Source organism: Granulicatella elegans (genome assembly GCF_020735385.1).
Taxonomy (GTDB): domain Bacteria; phylum Bacillota; class Bacilli; order Lactobacillales; family Aerococcaceae; genus Granulicatella; species Granulicatella elegans_B.
The window spans coordinates 828,259-845,352 of record NZ_CP085953.1; the positions used below are offsets into that span (position 1 = coordinate 828,259).

Below are 17,094 nucleotides of genomic sequence, written 5' to 3' on the forward strand. Positions count from 1 at the left end.
GCATAAAGTCAGAAAAGTGTTACAATAGAAATATGTGTGGTTAAGGAAGGTGTTTAAATTTGAAAACAATAGAAGCATTGTTTGAACCTTTTACATTGAAGGGGGATATTGTATTAGACAATCGTTTTGTGTTATCGCCAATGGTGACGAATTCTTCAATGGAAGAAGGGTATATTACGCAAGATGATTTATTATATGCAAAGAGACGTGCAGGTTCTGCTGCTTTACAAATTACAGGGGCAGCGTATGTCAATAAGCAAGGGCAACTATTTGAATTTGGATTTAGTGCAATGGATGAGGCGGCTATTTCAGGATTGAAGAAATTAGCGCAGGAAATGAAATCTCAAGGAGCAACGGCTATTTTACAATTAACTCATGCAGGACGTTTTGCCAGTCATGCATTGAATCGAGATAAAACGGTTGTAGGTCCCAGTGCAATGAAATTACAATCGCCATTTCCTCATGAAGTACATGAGATGACGATTGAAGAAATTCAACAAGTAATTGAAGATTATCGTCGTGCAACTAAAATAGCGATTGAAGCAGGTTTTGATGGGGTGGAAATTTCTTCTGCTCAACGATTGTTAATTCAAACATTCTTCTCTACTTTTTCGAATGAGAGAATAGATGAATATGGATCACAATCTTTAGAAAATCGCTCTCGTATTGGAATTGAAGTGTTGAAAGTCGTTCAAGAAACCATTCAACAATATGCGGGAGAACAATTTATATTAGGATTTAGAGCGACTCCAGAAGAAACTAGAGGGGATCAGATTGGCTATAGTATTGATGAGTTTCTAGAATTTTTCCATCAAGCTTTAAACATTGCTTCCATTGATTATTTAGCGGTTGCGAGTTGGGGTCATGATGTATTTCGAAATAAAATTCGCGCAAAAGGTCCTCATCAAGGTGAATTAGTGAATGCTGTGATTTATAAAGCGTTAAAAGGAAAAGTTGCGGTGATTGCTTCAGGCGGGATTAATAGTCAAGAGAAATCGTTAGAAGCCTTAGAACATGCCGACCTTGTTGGCTTATCGACTCCGTTTATTACGGACCCAGAATTTGCCGAAAAAATTAAAGAAGGTAAACCAGAAGAAATTCAATTGTCGATTAAACCGGAGAATTTAGAAGAATTAGCCATTCCACAAGCGGCATTTAAAGATATTGTGCCATTAATGGATTTTGGAGAATCGCTTCATAAAGATGCTAGAGATTTCTTTAGAAGTTTAGAAGTGAACTATAAGGAGAGAGCTGTCGATGAAAATTAGTATACTGGATTATGGTGTAGTTGATATTGGAAAGACAAATGAAGAAGCCATTCAAGAAACAATTCAATTAGCTCAAATTGCAGAAGAATTAGGCTATGAACGTTTTTGGGTGGCAGAACATCATGAAGTAAATGCTTTATCGATTAGTGCGCCTGAAGTAGTGATTCCAGCGATTGCTTCTCAAACAAAGAGCATTCATGTTGGTTCAGGTGGTATTATGGGCTTGCATTACGCTCCTTATAAGGTAGCAGAAGTGATGCGCTCGTTAGAAGCACTATTTCCAGGCAGAATCGATATCGGATTAGGAAATTCAATTGGAACGAAATCTGTTTCAACGGCTTTGAAAAGTCATTATACGAAACCTCAGTTTGGTGAATGGATAGCTGATTTACAAGAAATGATTCAGTCTAATGAAGCTGTTCCTTATACAAAGAAAGTTCCAGAACAATTTTTATTAGGAATGGGCGGAGAATCTGTTCATATTGCTGCGAAAAATGGCTTAGGATTCGTTTATGGAATTTTCCCGTATATTCCACAAGAACCTCTTGTACTTGCAAAAGAATTATCAACTGATTATCGTAAAGAGTTTCAATCGGTCAATGGGACTGAATCACGCTTTATTTTAGCGGTTTTTGTAGTTATTGCAGATACTGAGGAAAAAGCGGAAGAGATGGCTAAAGCATTAGATTTATGGATGTTAGGAAAACAAGATTTTAGTGAATTTGAAACATTCCCAACTAAAAAAGATGTTGAAACAAGAAAAGTAACTCCAGCAGAAAGAAAAACAATCGAAGACAATCGTCAACGGTTAATGGTTGGAGATTCACGGGCAGTAAAAGAACAACTGGATGAATTATGCCAAGTTTGTAATCCGGATGAATTATTAATGATTCCACTAGTTGGAGGATTTGAAAATCGTAAACGTGCGTTAGAATTACTAGCGCAGTTGTATCAGTAGAAAGGAAGAAAACAATGAGAAAATTTGCAAATTTTTTATGGATTGATAAAGAAGGAGACCGTTATACGATTCGTATGACACCAGAATTACAAGATGATGTGGGTACAATTGGTTTTGTTCAATTTAGCCAAGATGACGTGTTAGAAGCCGAAGAAGAAATTGTTAGTATTGAAGCTTCTAAAACAGTGATGTCTATTGTGACTCCAATTGGAGGAAAAGTAGTGGCATATAACAAAGCGGCAGTAGATGAGCCAACATTATTAAATTCTGAAAAACCAGAAGAACATTGGTTAGTTGTATTAACAGATGTTGATGAAGCGCAATTTATGGCATTAGAAGATGAATAAAGACACACAAGTTACTCGATTACAGCAAATGATTGCATTTTTGATGGAAGAAAGAGGCGAAGCCATTTCAGATTTCTCTGGAAAATCAGAAAAAGAATTAGAAGAAATTTGGCGAGGATTGGTTAATATTAGACCTGCTAGTCCATCAGACATTCGTTATTTAGAATTAGAAGCGGCGTATTTAAGGCAATACCATACGGGCGCAATTGTTGGGTTGGAAAGTTGCCAAGATACAAATGCAGAGAGAGTAAAATTATATCATGGAGACTTATGTCATTTAGAAGTGGATGCAATTGTAAATGCGGCGAATAGTGATTTGTTAGGATGTTTTATTCCAAATCATCGTTGCATTGATAATGCTATTCATACTTTTGCAGGAGTCCAGTTAAGAGAATGTTGTCATCAAATTCAACTCGCTCAAAATAAAAAAGAGCCGATGGGATCTGTGAAAGTGACACCAAGTTATCATTTACCATGTGATTATGTTTTTCATACAGTGGGTCCTTTTATTCCGCCTGGAAAACCCGTTACGGGTATTCGGAAACAATTATTAGAGAAATGTTATATGAGTTGTTTGAAAAAAGCAGAAGAAATGAAGTTAGAAAGTATTGCTTTTTGTGGGATTTCAACAGGTCAATTTGGTTTTCCAGTAGAAGATGCTGCACAAATTGCAGTTTCGGTTGTAAAAGGTTGGGTAAAAGAACACGTCTTTCCAAAAACGGTTATTTTATCGACGTATACCAATGAAGAACAAATGGCCTATAAAAAATTATTACAATGATGAGAGAAGGGAGGAAAAGCAGTGGAGTGGATTACACCGATACAAAAGATGGAGAGTCAGGCGCAACAATTAAAAAGCTTATTTGAAGAAGCGGATGCTATTGTTGTGGGGATTGGAGCGGGAATGTCTGCTGCAGATGGGTTCACTTATATTGGGGAACGTTTTGAGTCAGCTTTTCCAGATTTTATAGAAAAGTATCAATTATTAGATATGTTACAAGCAAGTTTATTTCAATTTGCAAGTTGGGAAGAGTACTGGTCTTTCCAAAGTCGTTTTATTGCATTAAATTACTTAGATCAACCAGTGGGAGCGGCTTATGTAGATTTGAAAGAAATGCTTGAAACAAAACCTTATCATATTATTACAACGAATGCTGATAATGCCTTTGAAGTAGCAGGATTTGATATGGAAAAAGTATTTCACATTCAAGGGGAATACGGATTGTTACAATGCAGTCAACATTGTCACCCAAAAACTTATCGAAAAGATGAGTTGATTCGTGAAATGATTGCTCAGCAAAAAGATATGAAAGTTCCCTATGAATTGATTCCATTTTGTCCAGAATGTGGAGCGCCATTAGAGATTAATAAGCGTAATGCAGAAAAAGGAATGGTGGAGTCTGCAGATTTCTTTGAACAAAAAGCACGTTATGATGCCTTTTTGAAACAATATGAAACTGGGAAAGTCGTCTATTTAGAAATCGGAATTGGATTTACAACACCACAATTTATTAAAACGCCATTCCAAAAGAAAGTTACAGAAAATCCAAATGCAGTTTATGTGAGCATGAATCATAAACATTATCGAGTGCCTTTAGCCATTCGAAATCGCACCCTACTATTATCAGATAATATTGCAACATTAATACACGAAACACATCAATTATTAAAAGAAGAAGGAAAGCTTTATGTATTTGATTGAACCAATTAGAAATGGAAAGTATGTTACAGACGGAGCAGTAGCTCTTGCAATGCAAGTGTATGTGCAACAAAATGTATTTTTAGATGATGATATTTTATTTCCTTATTACTGTGATCCAAAAGTGGAAATAGGTAAATTTCAAAATACAGTGGCGGAAGTAAATGAACAATATTTAAAAGAACATAACATTCAAATCGTTAGAAGAGATACAGGTGGTGGTGCCGTTTATGTAGATTCAGGTGCTGTAAATGTTTGTTATTTAATTCAAGATAATGGAGTGTTTGGAGATTTCAAGAGAACGTACGCTCCTGCAGTTCAAGCTCTTCATGAATTAGGAGCAACTGGAGTAGAACAAACGGGTCGAAATGACTTAACGATTGATGAAAAGAAAGTTTCTGGAGCAGCGATGACGATTAGTAATGGTCGTGTGTATGGAGGCTATTCTTTACTATTAGATGTTGATTATGATGCGATGGGAAAAGTTTTAAATCCAAATAAAAAGAAATTACAATCAAAAGGGATTCAATCTACAAGAGCAAGAGTAGGTTCGATTCGTCCGCATTTAGCTCCAGAATATCAGGACATTACGATTGATGAGTTTAAAAACTTAATGACTTGTAAGTTGTTAGGAATTGATTCCATTGATGAAGCCAAACGTTATGTATTAACAGAAGAAGATTGGAAAGCGATTGATGAACTGACAACTAAAAAGTATAAAAATTGGGATTGGAATTACGGAGAATCACCACAATATAGCGACTATCGTGATGGAAGATTTAAAGCAGGAACAATTCAAGTTTATTTAGAAGTAGAACAAGGAAGAATTACAAAATGTAGTATTCGTGGTGATTTCTTTTCTAAACGAGAAATTCAAGATGTAGAAACTCAATTAATAGGCATTCGTATGGTAGAGGAAGATATTAAAGCTGTATTAGACACGTTTGAGTTAACAGAATATTTTGGAGCAGTAACTTCTGAAGAGCTTACAAAACTCATTTTAGGAGAGTAAGCAAAAAATATTCAAAAATACAAAAAAATAGTTGACAAGGGCTTTTGGTTCCTGTAAACTGTTTTCTAGTTGAATGCGACCGAAGACAGTAGGAGGCGTTAGCCTTAATATCCTACCGAGGGAGAACAAGTTGATCTTATTTCTCTATGTCTTTGTGGGCATAGAGTTTTTTTATGCCCTACCTAAAATTCAGGAGGTGAAACACGAAGATGAGTGAAGCAATTATTGCTAAAAAAGCGCAACAAGTTTCTGAAGTTGCTGAACAATTCAAAAACGCAACATCTGTTGTAGTTGTGGATTATTTAGGAATTACAGTAGAACAAGCAACAAACTTACGTACAGAATTACGTAACGCAGGTGTACAATTTGCAGTTGTAAAAAACAGCATCTTATCACGTGCAGCTAAAGAAGCTGGTTTAGAAGGAATGGATGACATTTTCAAAGGACCATCAGCTGTAGCTTTCAGTAACGATGACGTAGTAGCTCCTGCTAAAATCTTAGCTGACTTTGCTAAAAAAGTTGAAGCTTTAGAAATTAAAGCAGGTGTAGTCGAAGGTAAAGTTTCTTCTAAAGAAGAAATCGAAGCTCTTGCAAAATTACCAAACCGCGAAGGCTTACTATCAATGCTATTATCAGTATTACAAGCACCAGTTCGCAACACTGCATTGGTATTCAAAGCCGTTGCAGACCAAAAAGATGGCGCAGCTGCTTAAAGTTAGCTAGCTAATCAAAAAAATAATAAAAAATAATGAACCAAAATGGAGGAATTTTAAAATGGCATTAAACATTGAACAAATCATTGCTGACATTAAAGAAGCAACTGTATTAGAATTAAACGACTTAGTAAAAGCAATCGAAGAAGAATTTGGCGTAACAGCAGCAGCTCCTGTAGCTGTAGTAGCTGGTGGCGCTGGTGAAGCTGCTGAAGAAAAATCAGACTTCGATGTAGAATTAACATCTGCAGGCGACAGCAAAATTAAAGTAATTAAAGTTGTTCGTGAAGCTACTGGTTTAGGATTAAAAGAAGCTAAAGCTTTAGTTGATGGCGCTCCTGGAATCTTAAAAGAAGGCGTTGCTAAAGAAGAAGCAGAAGCATTAAAAGCTCAATTAGAAGAAGTTGGAGCTTCTGTAACATTAAAATAATTTTTAATGACTATTTAGAGGTCGGACGAGTATGTCCGGCCTTTTTTTTACCTAAAAATGAATGTTTTTAGTACATCTAAAATTAATTATTCGTTTTTAATCGAAATTTCATAATCAATCTATTGATTTTATAAAAGAATAGTATTAAAATACAGATATTCCGAATTTATAACAACAGAAATGTATGTTTTTGGTTAGGATAAGTGTTGTGAGGAAGTAAGAAAACTATTTGATTAGTAGGAGGACTTATGAAATTACTAGAAGAACGCATTTTGAAAGACGGTCATGTTTTAGGTGAGAATATCCTTAAAGTGGATTCCTTTTTAACTCACCAAGTGGATATTCGTTTGATGCATAAAATTGGAGAAGTTTTCGCAGAAAAATTTGCGAATGCGGGTATTACAAAAGTTGTCACGATTGAAGCGTCCGGTATTGCTCCGGCGGTTTATGTAGCTGACAAATTAGATGTTCCAATGATTTTTGCAAAGAAATCCAAAAACATTACGATGAATGAAGGAGTATTAACTGCTGAAGTGTATTCCTTTACTAAAAAAGTAAGTAATACGGTATCTATTGCAAGAAAATATCTGTCTACTGAAGATAAGGTGTTAATCATTGATGATTTCTTAGCGAATGGCCAAGCGGCTAAAGGTTTGATTGAAATTATTGAACAAGCAGGTGCTAAAGTAGAAGCGGTAGGGATTGTTATTGAAAAATCATTCCAAGATGGTCGTGGAATGATAGAAGAAGCTGGATATCCAGTATTATCTTTAGCTCGTATTGAACGTTTTGAAAATGGGAATGTTATTTTTAAGGAGGCAGACTTATAATGCAACAACAAAAACATTCGCAAGCGGCTCTTTTAGGGTTACAACATTTATTAGCAATGTATTCAGGTTCAATTTTAGTTCCAATTATGATTGCTACATCTTTGGGATATTCTAGTGAACAGTTAACATATTTAATTTCTACAGACATTTTTATGTGTGGAGTTGCTACATTATTACAACTTCAATTAAACAAACACTTTGGTGTAGGACTTCCAATTGTATTAGGGGTTGCGTTTCAATCTGTTGCTCCGTTAATTATTATTGGAAAGAGTCACGGTAGTGGGGCAATGTTTGGAGCTTTAATTGTTTCAGGAATTTATGTCATTTTAGTGTCAGGATTTTTTTCTAAGCTAGCTAATTACTTCCCGTCTATTGTAACAGGATCAGTGATTACAACCATTGGATTAACATTAATCCCAGTAGCAATTGGGAATATGGGAAATAATTCTCCAGAACCTACTGCGCAAAGCTTATTATTAGCAACAACTACCGTCGTTATTATTCTTTTAATGAACATTTTTACAAAAGGTTTTATTAAATCTATTTCTATTTTAATTGGATTAGTTGTAGGGACTGCGATTGCAGCAAGTATGGGACTTGTTGACTTTACTCCGATAAGAGAAGCTTCAGTTGTTCATGTTCCATCTCTATTCTATTTTGGAACGCCAACTTTTGAATTCTCATCTATAGCAATGATGTGTATTATTGCTACTGTTTCAATGGTTGAATCAACAGGTGTTTATATGGCTTTATCAAATATTACTGGTGAAACTATTGATTCAACTCGTCTTCGTAATGGTCTTCGTGCAGAAGGAATGGCTGTATTACTTGGAGGTATTTTTAATACATTCCCTTATACAGGTTTTTCTCAAAATGTAGGTTTAGTAAAAATTTCAGGAATTAAAACTCGTCTTCCAATTTATTATGCAGCAGCCTTTTTAATGGTATTAGGACTTTTACCAAAATTTGGTGCTTTAGCTCAAATTATTCCGAGTCCAGTTATTGGTGGAGCAATGATTGTGATGTTTGGATTTGTATCGCTTCAAGGGATGCAAGTCTTATCAACGGTCGATTTTGTCAATAATGAACATAATTTCTTAATTGCAGCAATTTCAATTAGTGTCGGAGTTGGTTTTAATAATAGTAATTTATTCGTTAGCATGCCAACAGCTGTTCAAATGTTCTTTTCAAATGGGATTGTAGTAGCGAGTGTTTTAGCAATCTTCTTAAATACAGTATTAAATCGAAAGAAAAATTAAAAAAATTATTTTTTACAAATTAGTAGAGAAGGTCTGGAGGATCTTCTCTTTTTTGTGTTAGAAGAAAAAAGAGATATAATAGGAATGTGATTGGAGGAAGATGCATGAAAGATTTACATTTTTATTTAGAACTAGAAGACAAGGAATGGGAAAAAACAGGAGAGCAAAAAGATCGACATTGTGCTAGAGCGATTGTTGTGGATGAAGAGGATCGATTTTATTTTGTTCAAATTACTAGAGATGATTTATTTGGACAGGGAACTTATATAGAAACTGCCGGTGGAGGTTTGGAAGATGGTGAAAATGCAGAAGAAGCTGTTTTACGAGAAGTCAAAGAAGAATTAGGTATTGAAACTGAACTGCTATGTAAAATTGGAATCGTGAGTGACTATTATCATGCGGTGAATCGTCATAATATGAATCATTATTATTTATGTCAAATGAAGAGTCGTGGAGAACAAGAATTACTAGATTATGAAAAAAATGATCTTCAAATGAAGGTATTAACGCTTGGATATGAAGAAGCGGTAAAATTGTATGAAAGACAAACAGACAAAAAACTAGGAAGATTATTAACGAATCGTGAGTTACCGATTTTAAAAGTAGCCAAACGATGGCTAGAGGAAAATCGATAGGAGGCGAAAAATGAATCAATCCTATTATTCTTTTGAAATATTGTCTCATTTATTGGATATGAATCAAATACAGTTGCCTCCAGATGAATTTAAAGGGATATGGGAAGTGTTGCAAGAAGATAATTTAGGTGAAGTGAAAAACAGCTTTTCTCCATTAGGATAATTAGTTGCAAAAGTATTCGAGCTAGAGCCTCTAAAGGCGTGACAATATTATTTTGTAGAATGTGGAAATCGAGCGGTGGCTGTTACGAGTAGTTCTTATTTGTTAGCAGTATTATATTAACGGCTGCGCCGGAAGAACCAGATATTCGAGTTTGTACAGAGAGATAGAAGGAATGTAAAGTTAGAGAATTAAAAGTTCTCTAGCTTTTTTAGTGACTTTAGTCATGTTAAGTAGTGACTTTAAGCGCTCAACAATGAAAAAAGAATTAGCTATACTATAAATGTAAAAACGTAAAGGAAGTGATTGGAATGACAGAAGTAAAAGAAAATAACAAAATGAAAAAAATTTAAAAAATAAATTTTCTAGAGAAAAATTGTATTGGTTTTCATGATTTTTAAGGCTCGGGATTAAAGAGCTAGAAACGTTGATATAACAATGTTTCTAGCTGTTTTTAGGTAAAAATGAAACACACGGGGGCGTTTGTATAAAAAAAGATTGATAAATCAACAAAAAAAGCTTGCATTTTTTTAAATTAGCATGTATACTATTAAAAGTGTCGCAGGGGATAACTATGTCCACATGCGATACCCCCTGTAAAGGAAACAGGGGTAGCTATGAAACGAGAGGTTGCGACACACCCGGACGCTTTGCCACGGAAGGGAAACGTCGGAAATTCGCGTGGAGCTAGTCTTATGACAACATTAGACGAAGGAGGAAAGAAAATGGCAAAACAAAAAATCCGTATCCGTTTGAAAGCTTACGAACACCGTGCGCTTGATCAATCAGCGGAAAAAATCGTAGAAACAGCAAAAAGAACTGGTGCTAGCGTAGCTGGTCCAATTCCATTGCCTACAGAAAGATCGCTATATACAGTTATTCGTGCGACTCACAAATATAAAGATTCTCGCGAACAATTTGAAATGCGTACTCACAAACGTTTGATTGACATTGTTAATCCAACGCCAAAAACAGTTGACGCCTTAATGAAACTTGATTTACCAAGTGGCGTTGACATCGAAATCAAATTATAATTTATAGAAAAATGGAGGTGTAACCATGACCAAAGGAATCTTAGGCAAAAAAGTAGGGATGACTCAATACTTTACAGAAGCAGGTGAACTTATTCCTGTAACAGTTGTAGAAGTAACTCCAAACGTTGTTCTTCAATTAAAAACAATCGAAAACGACGGTTACGAAGCTGTTCAATTAGGTTTCGACGACTTACGTGAAGTTTTATCAAATCGCCCTGCAAAAGGTCATGTAGCAAAAGCAAATGCTACTCCTAAGCGCTTCATTCGTGAATTCAACAATGTCGAGCTTAGCGAGTACGAAGTAGGACAAGAAATCACTGTGGATGTATTTAAAGCAGGTGACATCGTTGACGTAACAGGAACATCTAAAGGAAAAGGTTTCCAAGGTGCAATTAAACGTCATGGTCAATCTCGCGGACCAATGGCTCACGGTTCTCGTTACCACCGTCGTCCTGGTTCAATGGGTGGAGCATCATTCCCTTCACGTGTGTTCAAAGGTAAAGCATTACCTGGACAAATGGGTGGCAACCGTATCACTATTCAAAATCTTGAAGTGGTTAAAGTTGATGCAGAACGTAACGTTATCTTAATTAAAGGTAATGTACCAGGATCTAAAAAATCATTAGTAGAAATTAAAACAGCTATTAAATCAAAATAATTCAGTAAGGAAGGAGGAACGAGAGAATGACAAAAGTTACATTATACAAACAAGATGGAACAACAAATGGAGAAATTGAGTTAAACTCAGACATCTTCGGAATTGAACCAAATGAAAATGTAGTATTCGACGCAGTAATCATGCAACGCGCTTCATTACGTCAAGGAACTCACGCAGTTAAAAATCGTAGTGCAGTAAGCGGAGGCGGCCGTAAACCATGGCGCCAAAAAGGAACTGGTCGTGCTCGTCAAGGATCAATCCGTTCACCACAATGGCGTGGCGGAGGTATTGTATTCGGACCAACACCTCGTTCATATAGTTACAAATTACCAAGAAAAGTACGTCGCTTAGCGATTAAATCAGTATTATCACAAAAAGTATTAGATCAAAAGCTTGTTGTAGTGGAAGCATTACAATTCGACGCACCAAAAACAAAAGAGTTTGCACAAGTATTAGCTAACTTAAAAGTTGACACAAAAGTGTTAGTAGTTGTTGAATCTTCAAACGAATTTGCACAATTAGCTGCACGTAACATTCCAAACGTAACAGTTGTTGATGAAACACAAGTTACTGTTTTAGATGTTGTAAACAACGATAAATTAGTATTAACACAAGCTGCTCTTTCTAAAGTAGAGGAGGGACTTCAATAATGGATGCACGTGACGTAATCAAACGCCCAATCATTACTGAAGCTTCAATGCTTGCTACTGACGAAAAGAAATATACTTTCGAAGTAGACGTACGCGCAAACAAAATCGAAGTACGTCAAGCCGTAGAAGAAATTTTTGGTGTTAAAGTAGAAAAAGTTAACATCTTAAATGTACGTGCTAAATTCAAACGTGTTGGCCGCTATGCTGGTTACACAAACAAACGTCGTAAAGCAATCGTGAAGCTTACAAAAGACTCAAAAGATATTCAAATCTTCGCTGAAGAAGCATAATCTTCGAAGCAAAACTACTATTATATAGGAGGAATTAGACGTGGCGATTAAAAAATATAATCCAACCTCAAACGGCCGTCGTAATATGACAGGTTATGATTTCAGCGAAATTACAAAGTCAACACCAGAAAAAACTTTGTTAGAATCATCAAAAAACAACGCTGGTCGTAACAGCCAAGGTAAAATCACTGTACGTCACCAAGGTGGCGGACACAAACGTGCTTATCGTGTGATTGACTTCAAACGTAACAAAGATAACGTTGAAGGAGTTGTTCACTCAATCGAGTACGATCCAAACCGTTCAGCAAATATTGCTTTAATTCACTATGTTGATGGTGTGAAAGCATATATCATAGCTCCAAAAGGTTTACAAGTAGGACAACGTATTGAATCAGGCGTTAACGCTGATATTAAAGTAGGTAATGCATTACCATTAGGAAGCATTCCAGTCGGTACTGTTATCCACAATATTGAAACAAAACCAGGAAAAGGCGGACAATTAGTTCGTTCAGCTGGTACAAGTGCACAAGTACTTGGTCAAGAAGGTAAATACACTTTAGTTCGTTTGAACTCAGGTGAAGTTCGTATGATTTTAGCAACATGCCGTGCAACTGTTGGTACTGTTGGTAACGAACAACATGAATTAATTAACTTTGGTAAAGCTGGTCGTGCTCGTTGGAAACGTAAACGTCCAGAAGTTCGTGGATCTGTAATGAACCCTAACGATCACCCGCACGGTGGTGGTGAAGGTCGTGCACCAATCGGACGTCCAACACCAGTATCTCCATGGGGCAAACCAGCTCTTGGATACAAGACTCGCAGCAAGAAAGCTCGTTCAAACAAACTTATTGTTCGCGGTCGTAAAAAATAATTATTAAAACAAATCTGATTCTATTAAAATTTTGGAAGGAGGATTTCCATAATGGGTCGTAGTTTGAAAAAAGGACCTTTCGTTGATGAACATTTGATGAAAAAGGTTGAAGCAGCTCAAGGAAGCGACAAAAAAGTAGTGATCAAAACTTGGTCTCGTCGTTCAACAATTTTCCCAAACTTTGTTGGACAAACAATTGCTGTATATGACGGCAGAAAACATGTTCCAGTTTATATTCAAGAAGACATGGTAGGACACAAACTAGGTGAATTCGCACCAACAAGAACTTACCGTGGTCATGCAAATGATGATAAGAAGAGTAAACGTAAATAACGAGGGGAGGACTTAAACTATGTCAGAACAAATCACATCTGCAAAAGCAGTTGCTAAAACAGTTCGTATTGCACCTCGTAAAGCTCGTCTTGTTGTCGATCTAATTAGAGGTAAAAAAATCGGTGATGCAATTTCAATCTTGAAATTCACACCACGTGCAGCTTCACCAATCGTAGAGAAAGTGTTGATGTCTGCAATTGCAAATGCTGAACACAATTTCGACTTAGATGTTGAAAACTTATATGTAAGTGAAGCATACGTGAACGAAGGGCCAACAATGAAACGTTTCCGTCCACGTGCTAAAGGTTCAGCTTCACAAATCTTAAAACGCACAAGCCACATCACTGTAGTGGTATCAGAGAAGAAGGAGGGATAATCAGTGGGTCAAAAAATTCATCCAATTGGAATGCGTGTTGGAATCATCCGTGACTGGGATTCAAAATGGTACGCAGAAAAAGATTTCGCAGAATTCTTGCATGAAGATTTAAAAATCCGTGATTATATCCGTAAACAATTAAGCGACGCTAGCGTTTCAACAATTGAAGTTGAACGTGCAGCTAACCGCGTTAATGTTTCAATCCACACTGCAAAACCTGGTATGGTTATCGGTAAAGGTGGATCTGAAGTTGATAAATTACGTACAAACTTAAACAAATTAACAGGTAAAAAAGTACACATCAACATCGTGGAAATTAAAAAACCTGATTTAGATGCAAAATTAGTTGCTGAAGGAATCGCTCGTGACTTAGAACGTCGTATTGCATTCCGTCGTGCACAAAAACAAGCTATCCAACGTACAATGCGTGCAGGTGCCAAAGGGATTAAAACAATGGTATCAGGTCGTTTAAACGGTGCAGATATCGCTCGTTCAGAAAGCTATTCTGAAGGAACAGTTCCATTACACACATTACGTGCAGATATTGACTACGCTTGGGAAGAAGCAGATACTACTTACGGAAAATTAGGTGTTAAAACTTGGATTTACCGTGATGAAGTATTACCAACAAGAAAGAACAACAACTCTGAGAAAGGAGGGAAATAAACATGTTAGTACCAAAACGTGTAAAACACCGTCGTGAATTCCGTGGAAAAATGCGCGGGGAAGCTAAAGGTGGTAAAGAAGTAGTATTCGGTACATACGGTTTACAAGCAACAGAATCTCACTGGATTACAAACCGTCAAATCGAAGCAGCTCGTATTGCAATGACTCGTTATATGAAACGTGGTGGGAAAGTATGGATTAAAATTTTCCCTCACAAATCATATACAGCTAAAGCTATCGGGGTACGTATGGGTTCTGGTAAAGGGGCACCTGAAGGTTGGGTAGCGCCAGTTAAACGTGGTAAAATCATGTTTGAAATTGCTGGAGTTTCAGAAGAAGTAGCTCGTGAAGCTTTACGTTTGGCATCACACAAATTGCCAGTTAAAACAAAATTTGTGAAACGCGAAGAAAATGGTGGTGAATCGAATGAAGGTTAATGCACTTAGAAAAGAACTTAAAGGGTTATCCACTGCTGAACTTGTTGAAAAAGAAAAAGAATTAAAGCAAGAACTATTCAACTTACGATTCCAACTTGCTACTGGGCAATTAGAAGGTACAGCACGCATTCGTGAAGTACGTAAACAAATTGCGCGTATCAAGACTGCATTGCGTCAAGAAGAATTGCAAAAATAATCATCAGCAAAGGAGGCAATGAACATGACTGTAGAACGTAACCAACGTAAAGTGTATCAAGGTCGCGTTGTTTCAGATAAGATGGAAAAGACTATTGTAGTTGCTATTGAAACTTACAAGCGTCATAAAACTTACGGAAAACGCGTTAAATATACGAAAAAATTTGTAGCTCATGATGAAAATAACTCAGCTAAAATCGGTGATATTGTTAAGATCATGGAAACTCGTCCGTTGTCAGCAACAAAACGTTTCCGTTTAGTTGAGATTGTTGAAGAAGCAGTAATTATTTAATTTCAAATTGTGTATACATTTGAAAGGAGGAACCAATAGTGATTCAAACAGAAACTCGTTTAAAAGTGGCTGATAACTCAGGCGCTCGTGAAGTATTGACAATTAGAGTTCTAGGCGGATCTGGCCGCAAAACAGCTAACATCGGTGACGTAATCGTTGCATCTGTTAAACAAGCAACACCAGGTGGGGTTGTTAAAAAAGGTGACGTTGTTAAAGCTGTAATCGTTCGTACGAAATCAGGAGCTCGTCGTAAAGACGGTTCTTACATTAAATTCGACGAAAACGCATGTGTAATCATTCGTGATGACAAGAGCCCTCGTGGAACACGTATCTTTGGACCAGTTGCACGTGAATTACGTGATAACAACTATATGAAGATCGTTTCATTAGCTCCAGAAGTATTATAATTCTCATCAAAATCGAAGGAGGTGTAACACATGCACGTAAAAACTGGTGATAAAGTTAAAGTAATCTCAGGTAAATACAAAGGAAAAGAAGGAGTAATCCTAAAAAGTTTTCCAAAACAAAACCGAGTTCTTGTTGAAGGTGTGAACATTGTTAAGAAACATCAAAAACCATCTCAAGCTAACCAAACAGGCGGCGTAGTTGAAATGGAAGCACCAATTCATGTTTCAAACGTAATGCTAATTGACCCTTCAACAGGTGCAGCTACACGTGTTAGCTACAAGGTTGAAAATGGTAAAAAAGTTCGTGTGTCTAAACGCACAGGTGAAGTACTAGATAAGTAATTTTAGGAAGGAGGACCATCCTGCATGAATCGCTTAAATGCAAAATACAAAAACGAAGTGGTAGCTTCTTTAATGGAAAAGTTTAACTACAAATCAATTATGGAAGTACCTAAAGTAGAAAAAATCGTTATCAACATGGGTGTTGGTGATGCTACATCAAATGCTAAAAACTTAGAAAAAGCAGTTGAAGAATTAACATTAATTTCTGGTCAAAAACCAGTTGTTACTACAGCTAAAAAATCAATCGCTGGTTTCCGTTTACGTGAAGGTATGCCTATCGGTACTAAAGTTACTTTACGCGGCGAACGTATGTATGATTTCTTAGATAAATTAGTAACTGTTTCATTACCTCGTGTACGTGACTTCCGTGGAATCTCTAAAAAATCATTTGACGGACGTGGAAACTACACTTTAGGTGTGAAAGAACAATTAATCTTCCCTGAAATTGACTACGATCGTGTAGACAAAGTACGTGGTATGGATATCGTTATCGTAACTACAGCTAATTCAGACGAAGAAGCTAAAGAATTATTAACTCAACTTGGAATGCCTTTCCAAAAATAAAATAAAACTCACAGGAGGCGAGTAGTTTGGCTAAAAAATCAATGATCGCAAAGAACAAACGTCCAAAAAAATATTCAACACAAGAATATACTCGTTGTGAACGTTGTGGTCGACCACATTCAGTTTATCGTAAATTCAAACTTTGCCGTATTTGTTTACGTGAGCTTGCCTATAAAGGGCAAATCCCAGGAATGAAGAAAGCAAGTTGGTAATCATTACTACTTGATAAAGGAGGTACTCATTAATGGTTATGACAGATCCAATCGCGGATTTCTTAACTCGTATTCGTAATGCGAACATGGTTCGTCACGAATCTTTAGAAGTTCCGTCATCAAATATGAAAGTGGCTATTGCTAACATCTTAAAATCTGAAGGATTTATCAAAGACTTCACAGTTGAAGAAGATGGCAAGCAAGGTGTCATGAAAGTATTCTTGAAATATGGAAAAAATAACGAACGTGTAATCACAGGATTGAAACGTATTTCTAAACCTGGTTTACGTGTGTACGCTAAAACAGGCGAAGTTCCTAAAGTATTAAACGGTTTAGGTATCGCTATCGTATCAACATCTGAAGGTGTTATTACAGACAAAGAAGCAAGAGCTAAAAACGTAGGTGGAGAAGTTCTAGCATACGTTTGGTAATCTAGAAAACAAGGAGGTGCAGCCA

At 36.5% G+C, this 17,094-nt stretch carries 28 protein-coding genes and 1 other annotated feature; all 28 genes read left to right on the forward strand.

Translation table 11 applies throughout. The features are described 5' to 3' along the window. The first annotated feature begins 59 nt into the window (after positions 1-59). The 28 genes from LK443_RS04130 to rpsH all read left to right on the forward strand — a co-directional run bounded on the left by LK443_RS04130 (position 60) and on the right by rpsH (position 17,069). A complete protein-coding gene (locus LK443_RS04130) occupies positions 60-1,268 on the forward strand; it encodes an NADH-dependent flavin oxidoreductase (protein WP_227932278.1) in 1,209 nt (402 codons plus the stop codon). Further along, positions 1,258-2,226 carry an MsnO8 family LLM class oxidoreductase gene (locus tag LK443_RS04135; RefSeq protein WP_227932280.1) on the forward strand — a complete coding sequence of 323 codons (969 nt, stop codon included), beginning with the start codon at positions 1,258-1,260 and terminating at the stop codon, positions 2,224-2,226. Before LK443_RS04130 ends, LK443_RS04135 begins: the two co-directional genes overlap by 11 nt. Positions 2,227-2,240: 14 nt before the next feature. Next, entirely contained in the window at positions 2,241-2,573 is a 333-nt protein-coding gene (locus LK443_RS04140) for a glycine cleavage system protein H (protein ID WP_227932282.1), read from the forward strand. Next, the gene (locus LK443_RS04145) at positions 2,566-3,354 is read left to right on the forward strand and encodes a protein-ADP-ribose hydrolase (RefSeq protein WP_227932283.1); all 789 of its coding nucleotides are present in this window, start codon (positions 2,566-2,568) and stop codon (positions 3,352-3,354) included. Before LK443_RS04140 ends, LK443_RS04145 begins: the two co-directional genes overlap by 8 nt. Before the next feature lie 48 nt (positions 3,355-3,402). Then, positions 3,403-4,275 (forward strand): SIR2 family NAD-dependent protein deacylase, encoded by an 873-nt coding sequence (locus LK443_RS04150; RefSeq protein ID WP_227932449.1) that lies wholly within the window; start codon positions 3,403-3,405, stop codon positions 4,273-4,275. Further along, on the forward strand, positions 4,262-5,284 hold the full coding sequence (locus LK443_RS04155; protein WP_227932285.1) for a lipoate--protein ligase: 1,023 nt from the start codon (positions 4,262-4,264) through the stop codon (positions 5,282-5,284). Before LK443_RS04150 ends, LK443_RS04155 begins: the two co-directional genes overlap by 14 nt. Positions 5,285-5,345: 61 nt before the next feature. Continuing rightward, positions 5,346-5,465: a sequence feature (ribosomal protein L10 leader region), on the forward strand. A gap of 28 nt (positions 5,466-5,493) precedes the next feature. Continuing rightward, entirely contained in the window at positions 5,494-5,997 is a 504-nt protein-coding gene (gene rplJ, locus LK443_RS04160; protein WP_227932286.1) for a 50S ribosomal protein L10, read from the forward strand. 61 nt (positions 5,998-6,058) lie between these two features. After that, complete coding sequence (gene rplL / locus LK443_RS04165) at positions 6,059-6,427, forward strand: 50S ribosomal protein L7/L12 (RefSeq protein WP_227932288.1); 369 nt, start codon at positions 6,059-6,061, stop codon at positions 6,425-6,427. A 248-nt stretch (positions 6,428-6,675) separates the two neighbouring features. Next, positions 6,676-7,257 (forward strand): xanthine phosphoribosyltransferase, encoded by a 582-nt coding sequence (locus LK443_RS04170; protein ID WP_227932290.1) that lies wholly within the window; start codon positions 6,676-6,678, stop codon positions 7,255-7,257. Next, positions 7,254-8,516 carry a nucleobase:cation symporter-2 family protein gene (locus tag LK443_RS04175; RefSeq protein WP_227932450.1) on the forward strand — a complete coding sequence of 421 codons (1,263 nt, stop codon included), beginning with the start codon at positions 7,254-7,256 and terminating at the stop codon, positions 8,514-8,516. Before LK443_RS04170 ends, LK443_RS04175 begins: the two co-directional genes overlap by 4 nt. A 104-nt stretch (positions 8,517-8,620) precedes the next feature. Then, positions 8,621-9,151, forward strand: coding sequence for an NUDIX domain-containing protein (locus LK443_RS04180; RefSeq protein ID WP_227932291.1), 531 nt, complete (start codon positions 8,621-8,623; stop codon positions 9,149-9,151). 10 nt (positions 9,152-9,161) lie between these two features. Beyond that, positions 9,162-9,314 carry a hypothetical protein gene (locus LK443_RS04185; RefSeq protein ID WP_227932293.1) on the forward strand — a complete coding sequence of 51 codons (153 nt, stop codon included), beginning with the start codon at positions 9,162-9,164 and terminating at the stop codon, positions 9,312-9,314. 722 nt (positions 9,315-10,036) lie between these two features. After that, on the forward strand, positions 10,037-10,345 hold the full coding sequence (gene rpsJ / locus LK443_RS04190) for a 30S ribosomal protein S10 (protein WP_039849279.1): 309 nt from the start codon (positions 10,037-10,039) through the stop codon (positions 10,343-10,345). Positions 10,346-10,370: 25 nt separating this feature from the next. After that, on the forward strand, positions 10,371-11,003 hold the full coding sequence (gene rplC, locus LK443_RS04195; RefSeq protein WP_006703267.1) for a 50S ribosomal protein L3: 633 nt from the start codon (positions 10,371-10,373) through the stop codon (positions 11,001-11,003). A gap of 26 nt (positions 11,004-11,029) precedes the next feature. Beyond that, positions 11,030-11,653, forward strand: a complete 624-nt coding sequence (rplD, locus tag LK443_RS04200; protein ID WP_227932295.1) for a 50S ribosomal protein L4 — start codon at positions 11,030-11,032, stop codon at positions 11,651-11,653. Beyond that, positions 11,653-11,943 (forward strand): 50S ribosomal protein L23, encoded by a 291-nt coding sequence (rplW, locus tag LK443_RS04205; RefSeq protein WP_006703269.1) that lies wholly within the window; start codon positions 11,653-11,655, stop codon positions 11,941-11,943. The genes rplD and rplW overlap by 1 nt, the downstream gene beginning before the upstream one ends. Before the next feature lie 40 nt (positions 11,944-11,983). Continuing rightward, positions 11,984-12,814, forward strand: a complete 831-nt coding sequence (gene rplB / locus LK443_RS04210; RefSeq protein ID WP_227932296.1) for a 50S ribosomal protein L2 — start codon at positions 11,984-11,986, stop codon at positions 12,812-12,814. Positions 12,815-12,865: 51 nt separating this feature from the next. Next, on the forward strand, positions 12,866-13,147 hold the full coding sequence (gene rpsS, locus LK443_RS04215; RefSeq protein WP_006703273.1) for a 30S ribosomal protein S19: 282 nt from the start codon (positions 12,866-12,868) through the stop codon (positions 13,145-13,147). Between the two features lie 19 nt (positions 13,148-13,166). Next, positions 13,167-13,523 (forward strand): 50S ribosomal protein L22, encoded by a 357-nt coding sequence (gene rplV / locus LK443_RS04220; protein ID WP_006703275.1) that lies wholly within the window; start codon positions 13,167-13,169, stop codon positions 13,521-13,523. Between the two features lie 3 nt (positions 13,524-13,526). Further along, a complete protein-coding gene (gene rpsC, locus LK443_RS04225) occupies positions 13,527-14,189 on the forward strand; it encodes a 30S ribosomal protein S3 (protein ID WP_006703277.1) in 663 nt (220 codons plus the stop codon). Positions 14,190-14,191: 2 nt separating this feature from the next. Further along, positions 14,192-14,626: a 50S ribosomal protein L16 gene (gene rplP, locus LK443_RS04230; protein ID WP_006703278.1), complete on the forward strand. Its 435-nt coding sequence runs from the start codon at positions 14,192-14,194 to the stop codon at positions 14,624-14,626. Then, positions 14,616-14,822: a 50S ribosomal protein L29 gene (gene rpmC, locus LK443_RS04235; RefSeq protein WP_006703280.1), complete on the forward strand. Its 207-nt coding sequence runs from the start codon at positions 14,616-14,618 to the stop codon at positions 14,820-14,822. Before rplP ends, rpmC begins: the two co-directional genes overlap by 11 nt. Positions 14,823-14,846: 24 nt before the next feature. Further along, entirely contained in the window at positions 14,847-15,113 is a 267-nt protein-coding gene (gene rpsQ, locus LK443_RS04240; RefSeq protein WP_006703281.1) for a 30S ribosomal protein S17, read from the forward strand. Positions 15,114-15,151: 38 nt separating this feature from the next. Then, positions 15,152-15,520 carry a 50S ribosomal protein L14 gene (rplN, locus tag LK443_RS04245; protein ID WP_005607465.1) on the forward strand — a complete coding sequence of 123 codons (369 nt, stop codon included), beginning with the start codon at positions 15,152-15,154 and terminating at the stop codon, positions 15,518-15,520. A 30-nt stretch (positions 15,521-15,550) separates the two neighbouring features. After that, positions 15,551-15,862 (forward strand): 50S ribosomal protein L24, encoded by a 312-nt coding sequence (gene rplX, locus LK443_RS04250; protein WP_006703282.1) that lies wholly within the window; start codon positions 15,551-15,553, stop codon positions 15,860-15,862. Positions 15,863-15,886: 24 nt separating this feature from the next. After that, positions 15,887-16,426 (forward strand): 50S ribosomal protein L5, encoded by a 540-nt coding sequence (gene rplE / locus LK443_RS04255; protein ID WP_227932298.1) that lies wholly within the window; start codon positions 15,887-15,889, stop codon positions 16,424-16,426. Positions 16,427-16,452: 26 nt separating this feature from the next. Next, entirely contained in the window at positions 16,453-16,638 is a 186-nt protein-coding gene (locus LK443_RS04260; RefSeq protein WP_005607459.1) for a type Z 30S ribosomal protein S14, read from the forward strand. Positions 16,639-16,670: 32 nt separating this feature from the next. Beyond that, the gene (rpsH, locus tag LK443_RS04265; RefSeq protein WP_006703284.1) at positions 16,671-17,069 is read left to right on the forward strand and encodes a 30S ribosomal protein S8; all 399 of its coding nucleotides are present in this window, start codon (positions 16,671-16,673) and stop codon (positions 17,067-17,069) included. The last annotated feature ends 25 nt before the right edge of the window (positions 17,070-17,094 follow it).